At 40.8% G+C, this 14,122-nt stretch carries 12 protein-coding genes and 2 tRNA genes; 9 read left to right on the top strand and 5 right to left on the bottom strand.

Going from position 1 to position 14,122, the window contains the following annotated elements; translation table 11 throughout:
• The first annotated feature begins 60 nt into the window (after positions 1-60).
• On the top strand, positions 61-1,458 hold the full coding sequence (citG, locus tag BKK54_RS05730) for a triphosphoribosyl-dephospho-CoA synthase CitG (RefSeq protein WP_077542166.1): 1,398 nt from the start codon (positions 61-63) through the stop codon (positions 1,456-1,458).
• Between the two features lie 2 nt (positions 1,459-1,460).
• On the top strand, positions 1,461-2,900 hold the full coding sequence (locus tag BKK54_RS05725; RefSeq protein WP_077542165.1) for an anion permease: 1,440 nt from the start codon (positions 1,461-1,463) through the stop codon (positions 2,898-2,900).
• Between the two features lie 237 nt (positions 2,901-3,137).
• On the opposite strand, the gene manA is transcribed toward BKK54_RS05725, so the two are convergent.
• The 5 genes from manA to rsgA form a co-directional block, all read right to left on the bottom strand.
• On the bottom strand, positions 3,138-4,337 hold the full coding sequence (manA, locus tag BKK54_RS05720) for a mannose-6-phosphate isomerase, class I (RefSeq protein ID WP_077542164.1): 1,200 nt from the start codon (positions 4,335-4,337) through the stop codon (positions 3,138-3,140).
• A gap of 55 nt (positions 4,338-4,392) precedes the next feature.
• Positions 4,393-4,893: a PTS glucose transporter subunit IIA gene (crr, locus tag BKK54_RS05715; RefSeq protein WP_077542163.1), complete on the bottom strand. Its 501-nt coding sequence runs from the start codon at positions 4,891-4,893 to the stop codon at positions 4,393-4,395.
• Between the two features lie 59 nt (positions 4,894-4,952).
• The gene (ptsI, locus tag BKK54_RS05710; protein WP_077542162.1) at positions 4,953-6,680 is read right to left on the bottom strand and encodes a phosphoenolpyruvate-protein phosphotransferase PtsI; all 1,728 of its coding nucleotides are present in this window, start codon (positions 6,678-6,680) and stop codon (positions 4,953-4,955) included.
• A gap of 102 nt (positions 6,681-6,782) precedes the next feature.
• Positions 6,783-7,040, bottom strand: coding sequence for a phosphocarrier protein Hpr (gene ptsH / locus BKK54_RS05705; protein WP_077414172.1), 258 nt, complete (start codon positions 7,038-7,040; stop codon positions 6,783-6,785).
• Between the two features lie 182 nt (positions 7,041-7,222).
• Complete coding sequence (gene rsgA, locus BKK54_RS05700) at positions 7,223-8,263, bottom strand: small ribosomal subunit biogenesis GTPase RsgA (protein ID WP_077542161.1); 1,041 nt, start codon at positions 8,261-8,263, stop codon at positions 7,223-7,225.
• Positions 8,264-8,333: 70 nt separating this feature from the next.
• On the opposite strand from rsgA, the gene orn reads away from it, so the two are divergent.
• The 7 genes from orn (at position 8,334) to miaA (ending at position 14,121) form a co-directional block, all read left to right on the top strand.
• A complete protein-coding gene (gene orn, locus BKK54_RS05695; RefSeq protein WP_077542160.1) occupies positions 8,334-8,882 on the top strand; it encodes an oligoribonuclease in 549 nt (182 codons plus the stop codon).
• 92 nt (positions 8,883-8,974) lie between these two features.
• Positions 8,975-9,050 (top strand) — tRNA-Gly (locus BKK54_RS05690).
• Between the two features lie 16 nt (positions 9,051-9,066).
• Positions 9,067-9,142: transfer RNA gene (locus BKK54_RS05685), tRNA-Gly, on the top strand.
• 158 nt (positions 9,143-9,300) lie between these two features.
• A complete protein-coding gene (gene tsaE, locus BKK54_RS05680; protein WP_077542159.1) occupies positions 9,301-9,771 on the top strand; it encodes a tRNA (adenosine(37)-N6)-threonylcarbamoyltransferase complex ATPase subunit type 1 TsaE in 471 nt (156 codons plus the stop codon).
• 20 nt (positions 9,772-9,791) lie between these two features.
• On the top strand, positions 9,792-11,291 hold the full coding sequence (locus BKK54_RS05675) for an N-acetylmuramoyl-L-alanine amidase (RefSeq protein ID WP_077542158.1): 1,500 nt from the start codon (positions 9,792-9,794) through the stop codon (positions 11,289-11,291).
• On the top strand, positions 11,281-13,185 hold the full coding sequence (mutL, locus tag BKK54_RS05670; protein ID WP_077542157.1) for a DNA mismatch repair endonuclease MutL: 1,905 nt from the start codon (positions 11,281-11,283) through the stop codon (positions 13,183-13,185). Before BKK54_RS05675 ends, mutL begins: the two co-directional genes overlap by 11 nt.
• A complete protein-coding gene (miaA, locus tag BKK54_RS05665) occupies positions 13,186-14,121 on the top strand; it encodes a tRNA (adenosine(37)-N6)-dimethylallyltransferase MiaA (protein WP_077542156.1) in 936 nt (311 codons plus the stop codon).
• Position 14,122 lies beyond the last annotated feature (1 nt).

Raw genomic sequence — 14,122 nt, 5'->3', positions numbered from 1 at the left:
GCAGGGCGTATTTTATATGCCCTATTGTTGCCTGAGAAACACTAAAAGAGCGGTCAAATTTTGCAGCGTTTTTTTCAAACCTTTTCAACCCAAGGAAAAAAAATTTCTCTTGAAGCATTGCTAAATGCACGTGAGGAACGGGCTTTATTACAGCAACAACTTTTGGAGAAATATCAACTTCCCCTCCTTTCCGTTACCTTAACGGCTATCGGTGAGGTGAAAAAAAATCCTTTATTAGACTATGTGTTTGAAAAAGCATTAGAAAAATTGACCGCACTTTTTGCTCAGCGTAAATGGCAGCCTGCTAAAAAAGCTATTCGTATTTTAGATTCGGGACATGAAGCGTTTTTTGTCTTGCCCGTGGAGGCAAGGGAACTCAAACGAGCAATGATTGAGCTCGAAGAGAGTAGCTCTCTTGCCCGTCTTTGGGATTTAGATGTATTTGATGTAACAGGCCGTCTGTTAAGTCGCTCAGATTTTAACAAATCTCCCCGTACCTGTTTGATATGTGGTGAGAATGCTAAAAACTGCACACGTAGCCGAAAACATCACATTAATGATATCCTTTTAGAGATGCAACACCGTACACAGGCTCACTATTTTGCCGAGCAAATTAGCGAAAAAGTTTACCAGGCTTTGTTGCAAGAAGCGCAGCTATCACCGAAGCCAGGATTGGTCGATGCCCTTACAAATGGCGCTCATCAAGATATGGATTTACACACCTTTGAACACAGTGCATTAGCTTTAAAACCTTTTTTTGTGGACTTTGTGTTGAAAGGGATAGAAACCGCTGCGTTACCGGAAAACCAAGTGTTATCGCATATTCGCCCTATTGGTCTATTAGCAGAACAAGCAATGTTTCGGGCAACACAGAATATCAATACACACAAAGGTGCAATTTTTTCTTTCGGATTAATTTGTTCCGCAATCGGTCGATTGGCGAAATTGGCTTACTCTAATCCCGATGGTCTAATTTTTAGTGTTGAGACTATTTGTTCTCTCAGTGCAAAATTCGCTCAAGATCTCACGAAAGAACTTGAACATTACCCAGACCACTTGCCTATTACTGCCGGTGTACGTTTATACCGTAAATACGGTTTAACAGGTGCTCGTGGTGAAGCAGAAAGTGGTTTTCAACAAATTCAAATGTTGTTGCCATTGTTGGATGAGTATCACCAACTTGATTGGGAACATCGTTTGTTGATTGCTTTGTTGCATTTAATGGCGGAAAACCCTGATACCAATGTGGTTCATCGTGGTGGGTTGGAAGCCTTACAATTCGTGCAACAAAGTGCGATTGATTTACTTGAAAATCAATCACTTGTGTTAGATAAAACAAAACTGACACAAGCCTTACTGAAATTTGATTCTGCCTGTATTGCCAAAAACTTAAGTCCGGGCGGAAGTGCTGATTTATTAGCACTGTCGATTTTCTTTTTATTTTTTAGAGGTAACTAAAAATGGCATTATCCAAAAATGCAAAATTAGTGATCTTAGCGGCTATGCCGTTGATCACCTTTTTACTGCCGGCTCCTGAGGGACTCTCTCTCATTGCATGGCGTTTGCTTGGCGTGTACATTGCGACAATCGTCGGGCTTGTACTTAAACCTTATGGTGAGCCGATTATTTTACTTGCCGCTATTGCTGTTTCCGGCGCAATTATCGGTAATACCGAAGGTGCAAAAGAATTTGTCAAAGCCGGCGATATTCTTAATGGCTACAAATCCGGTACAACTTGGCTGATTTTTACCGCTTTTACGCTAAGCTCGGCTTTCGTTATTACGGGATTAGGTAAACGTATTGCCTACCATATGATCGGCGCAATGGGAAGTACCACGCTACGCTTAGGCTACGTGACTATGTTTTTAGATTTACTCCTTTCTCCGGCAACCCCTTCTAACACGGCACGTTCCGGTGGAATTATCTTCCCAATCATCAATAGCGTGGCGGTCGCATTAGGTTCAGATCCGGAAAAAAGCCCGAAAAAAGCCGGTCGCTATTTAATGATGAACGTATATATGGTGGTAAAAACAACCTCATATATTTTCTTAACCGCAATGGCGCCCAATGCCCTCGCCCTTTCATTAATGGCACCAATTTTAGGTTTCAATATTGACTGGTTACATTGGTTCTTAGCCGCCTCTGTACCGGGTTTACTCTGCTTATTTATCATTCCATTAATCTGCTATTGGGTATCCCCGCCAGAAATGAAAGAAGTAGATAATAAAGCCATTGCGAAAAAAGGTCTGGAAGAATTAGGCCCAATGTCTTTCCGTGAAAAAGCCCTTATTGTGTTATTCATCATCGCATTATTCGGCTGGATTTTCTCCTCTGCACTTAATGTCAATGCAACTATCGTGGCATTAATCGTGATGGTGTGCTGTGTGGTGCTAAGTATCGTTTCTTGGGATGATATTTTGAAAAATAAAGGCGGTTGGAACACCTTAATTTGGTATGGCGGTATTATTGGGATGTCTGGTTTACTTGAAAAAGCCAAATTCTTTGAATGGTTAGCCGACTCCTTGAAAACTCTCCTCCAATTTGAAGGACAAGGCACATTAGCCCTAATCGTCATCCTCACTTTAAGTGTCGCAGTACGTTATCTCTTCGCTTCGGGCGGCGCTTATGTTGCCGCAATGGTACCTGTATTTGCGACCGTTGGACACGTCGCCGGCGCTCCGGCAGAATTGCTCGCCCTTGGTTTGTTATTCGCTAACTCTTATGGCGGTTCGGTTACCCACTACGGTGGCGGCCCGGGTCCAATCGCATTTGGTGCAGGCTATAACGACATTAAATCTTGGTGGATTGCCGGCGCAATTATCGCATTTGGTAGCTTAATTGTTCACTTAACCATCGGTATGGCATGGTGGGAATTATTAATGAATCTCGGTTGGTTATAATCTAGACTTCATAGGTTAAAAGTGCGGTTAAAATCAACCGCACTTTTTTATTTTTGGGGTATTATGTAGCAAATACACAAAAGTAGAAATTTCAATGACATTTAGGGACACATTGCATGTGTCCGTTATAAAATCAAATCATTTCAATAAGTTAAAATTCAGACACACAATGTATCCCGACAAGATAACCTAAAAATTAGGTTTGCTCAGCTCCATATAATATCGCATATTATATAATCAAGGTAACTTAGCTACGACTGCATATCCTTCATCTAAACCTTCTATTTCATAAAAAGCATCAGCGCTAATAAACGCCGACTCTCCTGACTTAAGAGCAAATACGCTAGTTTCTGAGCGTAAATTGAGTTGTCCTTTCATCACCATTAAAATTCCTGCACTCTGAATTTTTAAACGATGGGTTTCACCACATTCATATTGAATATTTTGCAAGGCAAAATCTTTTGCCGGTGTGGAATAAGTAAAGACACGTGCATCATGAGGAGCAGCAGAGATTACTTGTGGTTCTACTTCACGACAATCCACCACTTTTAATAGCTCCGGAATATCTACATATTTTGGCGTTAATCCACCACGAATGACATTATCTGAACATGCCATCAATTCAATATTTTGCCCACGTAGATAAGCGTGTGGGATACCTGCATCTTGATAAATCCCCTCGCCTTTTTTAAGGTGAACAATGTTGAAAAGATAAAAGCAGAGTAAACCAGCATCAAGTTTTTCCAGAGGAATATCCATTGCTTCCATAGTATAAAGCAGCCAATAATCGGGATTATTTAGCCTGAGTTCATTTGCACTATAAGCTTCACGCTTTTTATCAATAATAGGGGCAAGCCATTGATATAATTGGGCTTGATCCGCTTGCATGACATCTGCGTAAAATGAATGTAGATCCTGATTACCTAATTTTTCTGCTAGCGGTGCAAGAGAAGGATGCTCATTAAGTGAAGAAAGAATTTTTTCTTTCGCCTTAAATCCGTGTAACAACCAAAAATCGGACAATGCAATCATCATTTCCGGTTTGTGATTATTATCTTTATAAGTCCGTTTTGAATCTTTTAGATCAATACCCTTCTCATTTTCCTTTGCGAAACCGATTTCTGCCTGTTGTTTTGTTGGGTGCAACTGGATAGAAAGTGGCTTTTCCACATCAAGAATCTTCAATAAATAAGGCAACGTCTCACCAAAGATTTCTCGACTTTTTTCACCAAGTGCGGTCGGATTTTGTTGTAAAAATTCAGTCAAAGGTAAGTTTTTGCCCTCAACCTCAATTATGGAAGGTGCAGAAGTATGCGCCCCAAGCCACCATTCTGCATAATGTTGATTTTCTTCTACTGAAATATTTAATAATTGTGGAATGTAATACTGTCCGCCCCAGACATAATGCTGTAAAGCGCCGGTTAATTTATAAATCATTTTCTCTCCAAACAAAAAATCCGCACAACGGCGGACTTTTTCATTCTATATAAAATTATTTTTTAAGTTTTAAAACCACAGATTCGCCTGCAACAACCTCACCTGCTTTTTTCTCAATACTTGAGATTTCATCCATATTAGAAATCACAACCGGTGTTAATACCGATTTTGCTTTCGCTTCAAGCAGTTCAAGATCGAATTCAATGACTGTATCGCCACGTTTTACAGATTGCCCCTCTTGTGCAACACGAGTAAAACCTTCACCTTTTAATTCAACGGTATCAATACCAAAGTGAACAAATAATTCCACCCCTTCTTTTGATTCCATTGAAAAGGCGTGGTTAGTCTCAAAAATCTTACCAATCACACCATCAACCGGTGCAACAATTTTGTTGCCTGTTGGGCGAATAGCTACGCCATCACCCACAATTTTTTCAGAAAACACAACATCCGGTACATCTTCGATATTGACAATTTCACCGGAAAGCGGTGCATAAATCTCAACTTCGACCGATTTGTTCTCTTTGGAACCGAATAACTTGTCAAATAAACCCATTTTAATCTCCTATCCATTAAATATGGTTGATATTTTAGCTGAAAATACTGATTTTGTATCTAGTTCAGTACATTTGCTGACAAAAATTCTTCAATTAATTGCTCAATCTCCGAAGCAGTTGGTTTCTGCAATGCTTTATTTGCAAGTTCTTTTGCATCTTGGAAATTCACGCTACGGATAAGTTTTTTAATACGAGGTACAGAAATCGCACTCATACTAAATTCATCTAACCCCATACCTAACAGGAGTAAGGTTGCACGCTCATCACCGGCTAACTCACCACACATCCCCGTCCATTTACCTTCGGCATGAGAAGCATCAATAACCTGTTTAATTAAGCCAAGTACGGACGGTTGCATTGGGTTGTAAAGATGAGAAATTAATTCGTTACCACGGTCAACCGCAAGGGTATATTGCGTTAAGTCATTCGTACCAATACTAAAGAAATCAACCTCTTTCGCTAAGAATTTCGCATTTACCGCAGCAGATGGGGTTTCCACCATCACACCAATTTGGATATTTTCATCAAAGGCTTTGCCTTCTACACGTAATTCTGCTTTCAGCGTTTCAATCACCGATTTTAATTCACGAATTTCTTCTACCGAAATAATCATCGGGAACATCACCGCTAATTTGCCAAATGCAGAGGCACGCAACACAGCACGTAACTGAGCATGGAGAATTTCACGGCGATCCAGTGCAATACGAATTGCCCGCCATCCTAAGAACGGGTTCATTTCTTTTGGAAGATCTAGGTATGGTAAATCTTTATCACCACCGATATCCATCGTACGAAGCACAACCAAACGCCCCTCCATTGCCTCTACAACTTCTTTGTAAGCAATAAATTGTTCTTCTTCCGTTGGTAGTTGATCACGATCCATAAAGAGGAACTCTGTACGGTATAAGCCTACGCCTTCGGCTCCGTTACGGTTTGCTCCATCACAATCACGAATGGTACCAATATTTGCCACCACTTCAACTTTATGCCCGTCTAATGTCACGGCAGGCAGATCTTTTAATTTTGCCAATTCGGCTTTTTCTTCTGCTAATTTTGCTTCTAAGGACTTTAATTCATCAATTTGGGCTTGGGTTGGATTAATATAGACTTTGTTATTTACGGCATCAAGAATCAGGAAATCCCCGGTATTCACTTTTTCAGTCACATTGTTAGTTCCAACAATCGCCGGTAATTCCAAGGAACGTGCCATAATTGAAGTGTGGGAAGTACGACCGCCAATATCTGTAATAAAACCAAGGACTTTGTCGAGGTTTAATTGTGCTGTCTCCGATGGTGTTAAATCGTAAGCAACAAGAATAGATTCTTCGTTAATATCACCTAAATCAACAATATGCATACCTAGAATATTCTTGACCAAACGGTTACCAATATCACGAATATCACCGGCGCGTTCTTTCAGATATTCATCGTCAATTTCAGACAACATTGCCACTTGTTGGTCAATGATTTTACTTGCCGCTACACCGGCATTCACTTTATGTGAACGCAAATAGTCAATAATCTCTTCTTCAAGTTCTTCATCTTCAAGAATCATTAAATGACCTTCAAAAATCGCCGCTTTTTCTTCGCCTAATGAAGCAAAAGCGCGATCTCTGATTGAATTTAATTGCTCAACGGCAGCACTACGGCCTTCATAAAAACGCGCAACTTCAGCGTCAACTTGGTCATCGGTAATTTTTGTGGTATCAAGAACAATTTTTTCTTCTTTAAGAACTAATGCTTTACCAAAAACAATACCGGGGGATGCAGGAATACCTGAAATCATGTTTACCTTCCGAAATGTGAATAGGAGTTAAACAAAAAATAGCCACAAAATACCGCATTTACCGGAGTAACTTTAAAACGGATTTTATGGCTATACTCAAAATTATTCTAAAGTAGGAATTAACGCAACTAAATGCTCAACAGCTTGTTGTTCATCTTCACCTTCTGCTGAGATGGTAATAACTGTTCCTTGTGTTAAACCTAAAGTTTGTAACTTAAACAAGCTTTTAGCACTCGCACTTTTTCCTGCTGATGTGACAGTAATATCAGAAGCAAAGGCTTTTGCCTCTTTTACAAACTGTGCAGCCGGGCGTGTGTGTAAACCATTAGGGGCTGTAATTTCTACATCTTTTGAAAACATAATGTTACCTCTATTATTTTAGTCATTGTTTAATTTTAAAACGGTTAAATCCAAACTTTTGATTTGCCGATAGTATCCTTGTTAAACACGAAATAATCAAGGAAAAAGGCAAAAAAAGTTGAGCTAAGTCATAAAAAAATCACGTGATTTCTTGAGTAAATCAAATTAGTCTTAACGTTTAACTAGGTTACTGAAAAATGCCGCTGTGATTTTGTTTCTGATAAACTTTCGATCAGTTTGTGATAATTCTCATAACGCACCGACGAAATTCTCCCTTCTTCAACCGCTTCCCTCAATGCACAGCCGGGGTCGGTCAAATGCTTACAATCACGGAATTTACAAGTGCCTAATACGTATTGAAACTCACGGTATCCTCTCGTAATTTGATCGACATCTAAATGCCATAGTCCAAATTCCCGAATCCCTGGAGAATCAATTAAACTCCCCCCTTGAGGCAAATGATAAAGACGGGACGAGGTTGTCGTATGTTGCCCTAAACCTGAAGTTTCACTTACCTCTCCAACTTGGGCATTCACAGTGGGAAAAATATGATTGATAAGACTTGATTTCCCCACACCGGATTGCCCCACAAAAATGGAAGTTCCTTCACTTAAAAGTGCGGTCAATTTTTCCATATTCTTTCCATTTTGGGCGGAAATAATTAAAGTTTGATAACCAATCTCACGATAAATTTGTAATTGCCTCTCCACCTCTTTTTCTTGTGCCGATGTCAGGAGATCAGCTTTATTCACCACAATGATCGGTTCAATGCCCGCCGTTTCACATACAACAAGATAACGATCAATAATATTGAGTGAAAGTGTTGGCAATACCGCTGACACAATAATGATACGATCAATATTCGCCGCAATCGGTTTCAAGCCATCATAATAATCTGGACGCGTAATCTCGTTCACTCTCGGATGAATTGCTTCTATTACCCCGCTAACCCCCTGTAATTGCCCATTTCCTTTCCGCCAAACAACTCTATCCCCCACCACCAAACTTGAAAGGGTTCGGCGTAAATTACAGCGGAAAATTTCCCCCTGTGAATTTTCCACATCTGCGTGTACAGAATAACGGGTAACCACAATCCCTTCTTGCGACTCCCCCAACATCTCATCTTGCCATTCAATATCTTTTTTTTGATGGCGATGAAGAGTACGAGCGTGATTGGATTCAATTCTGCGAGACTGGTTTTGAGTGAGTTTACGTTTAGCCATAAAAGTGCGGTCGTTTTTTACTGTGATTTTGATAAAATGGAGAAAATTTTCACATAGGATACCTTATATTATGCAATTAGATAAACAAAATCTAATCTGGATTGATTTAGAAATGACAGGATTAGATCCGGAAAAAGAGCGCATTATTGAGATCGCAACGATTATCACAGACAAAAACCTAAATATTCTTGCGGAAGGACCGGTGCTTGCTATTCATCAAAGCGATGAATTATTAGGGAAAATGTCTGAATGGTGCGTGAAAACCCATACAGCAAACGGCTTAGTGGATCGGGTAAAAGCCAGTAAACTTACCGAACGGGCGGCGGAATTACAAACCTTAGATTTCTTAAAACGTTGGGTTCCCAAAGGGGCTTCCCCCATTTGCGGTAACAGTATTGCACAGGATAAACGTTTTCTTTACCAATATATGCCGGATTTAGCCGATTATTTCCATTATCGCCATTTGGATGTCAGCACATTAAAAGAACTTGCCGCTCGTTGGAAACCTGAAATTTTAGAGGGTTTTAAAAAGGCGAATACCCATTTAGCCCTAGATGATATTCGAGAATCCATTAAAGAACTCGCCTATTATCGTGATCATTTCATTCAATTAGATTGATGAAAACTTAGTCAGGTAAGCCATTTTGAAAAATTTGCCCTTGCAAGACATCGAAATATTCGTATAATGCCCCCCATTCACTGATGTGAACTGCGGGAATAGCTCAGTTGGTAGAGCACGACCTTGCCAAGGTCGGGGTCGCGAGTTCGAGCCTCGTTTCCCGCTCCATTCATTTATATCCCCAGCGGGAATAGCTCAGTTGGTAGAGCACAACCTTGCCAAGGTTGGGGTCGCGAGTTCGAGCCTCGTTTCCCGCTCCAGATTTTTATCCATCGCTGAAGGCGGTGGATTTTTTGTTTCTAAACCAAATGGAACATTTCCCAAAAAACAACCTCTAATATGGCTAAAATCCCCTTAGCGAAAAACTCAAAAGTGCGGTAAAATTTCGGCTAGTTTTTGACTTCAATAATCACAGCCAATGAATGAATTAACCCAATATATTCCTGATGAATCCACTATGCTTCGCTTTGGTAAAAAATTGGCAGAAACTATTGTTCAATGCCAAGCCGATCGAGCGGTGATGTTATACTTTAATGGCGATTTAGGCGCAGGAAAGACAACCCTTACCCGCGGTATGGTTCAAGGGTTGGGGCATAAAGGCAATGTAAAAAGCCCGACTTATACCTTAGTGGAAGAATACAATATTGCCGGAAAAATGATTTATCATTTTGATTTATATCGTCTTGCCGATCCTGAAGAATTAGAATTTATGGGGATTCGGGATTACTTCACCAAAGATGCCATTTGCCTGATTGAATGGGCAGAAAAAGGCGAAGGCATTTTGCCACCAGCTGACTTATTAGTGAATATTGATTATTACGATGATGCGCGAAACATCACATTAGTCGCACAAAATGCGTTAGGCGAACAAATTCTTCAACAACTATAAGCTTTTATCTGTTTACAACAATGAATACAAAATTTTCATTTTTTTTAGGAATAATACTCTCTCTTTTTTCTTCCACCGTTTTCTCTGCTCAATGGACGATCGCCATTGATCCCGGTCATGGTGGTAAAGACCCCGGTGCAATCGGACGCAATCTCGGCATTTACGAAAAAAATGTTACCTTATCTATTGCTCGTGAACTTAAAGCCTTACTGGATAAAGATCCCAATTTCCGTGGTGTCCTCACCCGCAATGGGGATTACTACATTTCCGTGCCTGATCGCTCAGAAATCGCCCGCAAATTCAAAGCCAATTATTTAGTTTCTATCCACGCTGATTCCTCCCTCAACCCAAATCAACGGGGGGCGTCCGTTTGGGTACTATCCAATCGTCGGGCAAATGATGAAATGGGGCAATGGTTGGAAGATGATGAAAAACGCTCCGAATTATTGGGGGGGGCCGGAAAGGTTCTCTCTCATAATAACGACAAATATTTAGATCAAACTGTGCTGGATCTCCAATTTGGCCATAGCCAACGTACCGGCTATGAAATCGGTAGAAGTATCTTACGCCGTTTTGCCAAAGTCACGCCACTAAGCCGAAGCACGCCACAACACGCCAGCCTTGGCGTATTGCGTTCACCTGATATTCCTTCTGTCTTGGTGGAAACCGGCTTCCTCTCAAATGCTGAGGAGGAGCAAAAGCTCAATTCCCCGACCTATCGCCGCCGTATCGCTTATATGATTTATGAGGGCCTAGTAGCATACCGAAATGGCAATTTGAAATCTCTTGTTGCCTTTGAAAATGATAGTAAAGAGAAGGAAGCAAAAACCAACCGCACTTCATTGACGAAAGAGAGTTTAATTCACCACAAAGTAAAAAATGGTGAAAGCCTTGGCAGCCTTGCCAACAAATATGAGGTGAAAGTGGCAGACATTGTGACACTCAATAATTTGAAACGAAAAGAATTATGGGTGGGAGAAACCATTAAAATTCCGGATAACGGAAAACATAAAAAACCGGAAGAAAGCGGTTCTGCCGATAAAAAAATAAACGAGAAAAACACCGAAAAAACTGACCGCACTTCAGAAGTAAAAGACAGCGGTATTCGCCATAAAGTAAAAAATGGCGAAAGTATTGGCAGTCTTGCGAATAAATATGATGTCAAAGTGGCAGATATTATTGCCCTTAACCAATTGAAACGCAAAGAATTATGGATTGGGGAAACCATCAAAATCCCAAATAACGGTAAAAATCAAAAAATTGTTGAAACCCTAAAAACAGAAAAAATAAAATCAACGGATAAAAAAACTGATAAAAACGAAAAGAAAAACATCAATACTGATGGAAAAAAAGCGGCTATTCCGCTCTATCACACCATTAAAAAAGATCAGACAATTTATGCGGTTTCACGGGAGTATAACATTCCGGTTAATCAAATTTTGAAACTCAACCCGACATTAAAAAACGGTAAAGTCGTGACCGGTCAAAAAATTAAACTAAGGGAAAATAATGGCAATTAAAATTCTTTCCCCCCAACTTGCCAACCAAATTGCTGCCGGTGAAGTGGTAGAACGTCCTGCTTCAGTGGTGAAAGAATTGGTAGAAAATAGTCTAGATGCCGGCGCCAATAAAATCCAAGTGGATATTGAAAATGGCGGTGCAACACTTATCCGAATTCGTGATAACGGCAGCGGTATCCCGAAAGAGGAGCTAAGCTTAGCCCTTGCCCGTCACGCCACCAGTAAAATTGCGGATTTGGAAGATCTTGAGTCTATTTTAAGTTTAGGTTTTCGTGGCGAGGCGCTGGCGAGTATCAGCTCCGTTTCCCGTTTAACCCTCACCTCTCGCACCGCTGAACAAAACGAGGCTTGGCAGGTGTATGCCCAAGGACGTGAGATGGAAACCACTATCAAACCGGCATCCCATCCTGTTGGTACTACGGTAGAAGTGGCGAATTTATTTTTCAACACCCCTGCCCGCCGTAAATTCTTACGCACCGATAAAACCGAATTTGCCCATATTGATGAGGTCATTCGCCGCATTGCACTGGCAAAATTTAATATCGCCTTTACCCTCACCCACAATAGCAAAGTCATTCGTCAATATCGCCCAGCATCAGATCTTAACCAACAACTCAAACGGGTTTCAGCAATTTGTGGTGATGAATTTGTCAAAAATGCCCTACGTATTGATTGGAAACACAACGATCTCCATCTTTCCGGCTGGATTACCACCCCAAACTTTAGCCGTTCACAAAATGATTTAAGTTATTGTTATATCAATGGACGAATGGTGCGTGACAAAGTCATTACCCATGCAATTCGCCAAGCTTATGCCGAACATTTACCCAATGAAAGCTACCCTGCGTTTGTGCTGTTTATAGACCTCAATCCTCATGAAGTTGATGTGAATGTTCACCCAACAAAACACGAGGTGCGTTTTCATCAACAACGCTTCATTCACGATTTTATTTATGAAGGCATCAGCCACGCATTGGAAAGCCAACACACCATTCCACTCACCGACACAAAAGAAAGTGCGCTTGAACACCCGCAAGAAAATGCTGTGAGAGAGCCGATTCCTACTTATCACCGGGATTGTTCCCCTAAGCCCAATCGTGCAGCAGCCGGACAAAATATCTTCGCACCGAATTTTTCTATAGAAAAAGGCGAGCAAAACCCAACACAAAATCCACCGCACTTTTCTTCCCAATCTGTTCGTTCGGTAAGTCAAAGATACCGTGATTATCGGGAAAATTATCGTGCCGAACAGCCGGGCAAAATCGAACAAAAGCTCTATGGCGAACTACTTGGTGTACCAAAACATCACAAAAAAACGGACATTTCGACACAATCTGAAATCATTGTGTCTACAGAAATAAGTGAAAGTCCGTCACATTTACGTGCCTTATCTCTCATTGAAAACCAAGCACTGTTACTCCAACAAAACCAAAATTATTTTTTACTTTCCTTGGAAAAATTACAGCATTTGCAATGGAAACTCGCTTTACAACAAACACAGATTGAGCAGCAACCTTTGCTAATTCCCATTGTATTTCGTTTAACGGAAAGCCAATTTAGCGAATGGGAAATAAAGGCAACGGATTTTGCACACGCAGGCTTTGAATTTATCGAAAACAAAGCACAATTACGCTTAACCCTTAACCGAGTCCCCGTGATTTTACGCACTCAAAATTTACAAAAATGTGTGATGAGCTTACTCAATAATTCAGAAAATTCCTCCCCATTTTTAACCGCACTTTGTGCTCAGTTAGAAAGTAAAACCTTTAGCGTATTCGCCGATGCAGTCAAATTATTAAGTGATTCGGAACGCTTACTCAATAACTCCAATCGAGATAAATTTAATCAATTACTTAAGCCGATTAATTGGCAACCTTTACTAGATGAACTCTAAATGAAACCAACCGCAATTTTTTTAATGGGCCCCACCGCCTCCGGTAAAACGGATTTAGCCATCCAACTGCGTCAACAATTGCCGGTGGAGGTGATTAGCGTAGATTCCGCATTAATTTATAAAGGAATGGATATTGGCACGGCAAAGCCTTCCAAAGAAGAATTGGCTTTAGCCCCCCATCGGCTCATCGACATTTTAGATCCGGCTGAAAGCTATTCAGCCATGAATTTTCGTGATGATGCACTACGAGAAATGGCAAACATTACCGCACAAGGAAAAATCCCTCTTCTTGTAGGGGGAACGATGCTCTATTACAAAGCCTTGCTTGAGGGGCTTTCCCCTTTGCCTTCCGCCGATGAGGCAATCCGTGCTGAGATTGAACAAAAAGCAGCCCGGCAAGGTTGGGCGATGTTGCATAATGAACTGGCAAAAATTGACCCAATTTCCGCACAACGTATTAATCCCAATGATTCACAACGAATTAATCGTGCACTGGAAGTGTTCTATATAACAGGAAAGTCCCTCACCGAGCTAACCGAACAAAAAGGGGAAGCCTTACCCTATGACATTATTCAATTTGCCATTGCCCCTGAGGATCGCCATATTTTGCATAATCGAATTGAACAACGTTTCCATAAAATGATTGAATTGGGTTTTCAAGAAGAAGTGGAAAAACTCTTTGCTCGTGGTGATTTAAACGTCAATTTACCTGCCATTCGTTGCGTTGGTTACCGCCAAATGTGGGAATATTTACAAGGTGATTATGATCACGATGAAATGATCTTCCGTGGTATCTGTGCCACCCGCCAGCTTGCTAAACGTCAAATTACTTGGCTGCGGGGCTGGAAAACACCGCTTCAATGGCTAGATAGTTTACAACCCAATCAAGCCAAAGAAAGGGTGTTACGCCAAATCACACACATAAAAGGTGAGTAAA

Origin of the sequence: Rodentibacter genomosp. 1 (genome assembly GCF_001999285.1) — a bacterium.
GTDB lineage: Bacteria > Pseudomonadota > Gammaproteobacteria > Enterobacterales > Pasteurellaceae > Rodentibacter.
The sequence above is the reverse complement of the archived record's forward strand: the minus strand, read 5'-3'. Positions and strand labels throughout refer to the sequence as shown.

Bases quoted from the DNA above. Each gene is read 5' to 3' on its own strand.
- BKK54_RS05725 (WP_077542165.1), top strand. From the start codon at position 1,461: ATGGCATTATCCAAAAATGCAAAATTAGTGATCTTAGCGGCTATGCCG.
- manA (WP_077542164.1), bottom strand. From the start codon at position 4,337: ATGATTTATAAATTAACCGGCGCTTTACAGCATTATGTCTGGGGCGGA.
- crr (WP_077542163.1), bottom strand. From the start codon at position 4,893: ATGGGTTTATTTGACAAGTTATTCGGTTCCAAAGAGAACAAATCGGTC.
- ptsI (WP_077542162.1), bottom strand. From the start codon at position 6,680: ATGATTTCAGGTATTCCTGCATCCCCCGGTATTGTTTTTGGTAAAGCA.
- ptsH (WP_077414172.1), bottom strand. From the start codon at position 7,040: ATGTTTTCAAAAGATGTAGAAATTACAGCCCCTAATGGTTTACACACA.
- rsgA (WP_077542161.1), bottom strand. From the start codon at position 8,263: ATGGCTAAACGTAAACTCACTCAAAACCAGTCTCGCAGAATTGAATCC.
- orn (WP_077542160.1), top strand. From the start codon at position 8,334: ATGCAATTAGATAAACAAAATCTAATCTGGATTGATTTAGAAATGACA.
- tsaE (WP_077542159.1), top strand. From the start codon at position 9,301: ATGAATGAATTAACCCAATATATTCCTGATGAATCCACTATGCTTCGC.
- BKK54_RS05675 (WP_077542158.1), top strand. From the start codon at position 9,792: ATGAATACAAAATTTTCATTTTTTTTAGGAATAATACTCTCTCTTTTT.
- mutL (WP_077542157.1), top strand. From the start codon at position 11,281: ATGGCAATTAAAATTCTTTCCCCCCAACTTGCCAACCAAATTGCTGCC.
- miaA (WP_077542156.1), top strand. From the start codon at position 13,186: ATGAAACCAACCGCAATTTTTTTAATGGGCCCCACCGCCTCCGGTAAA.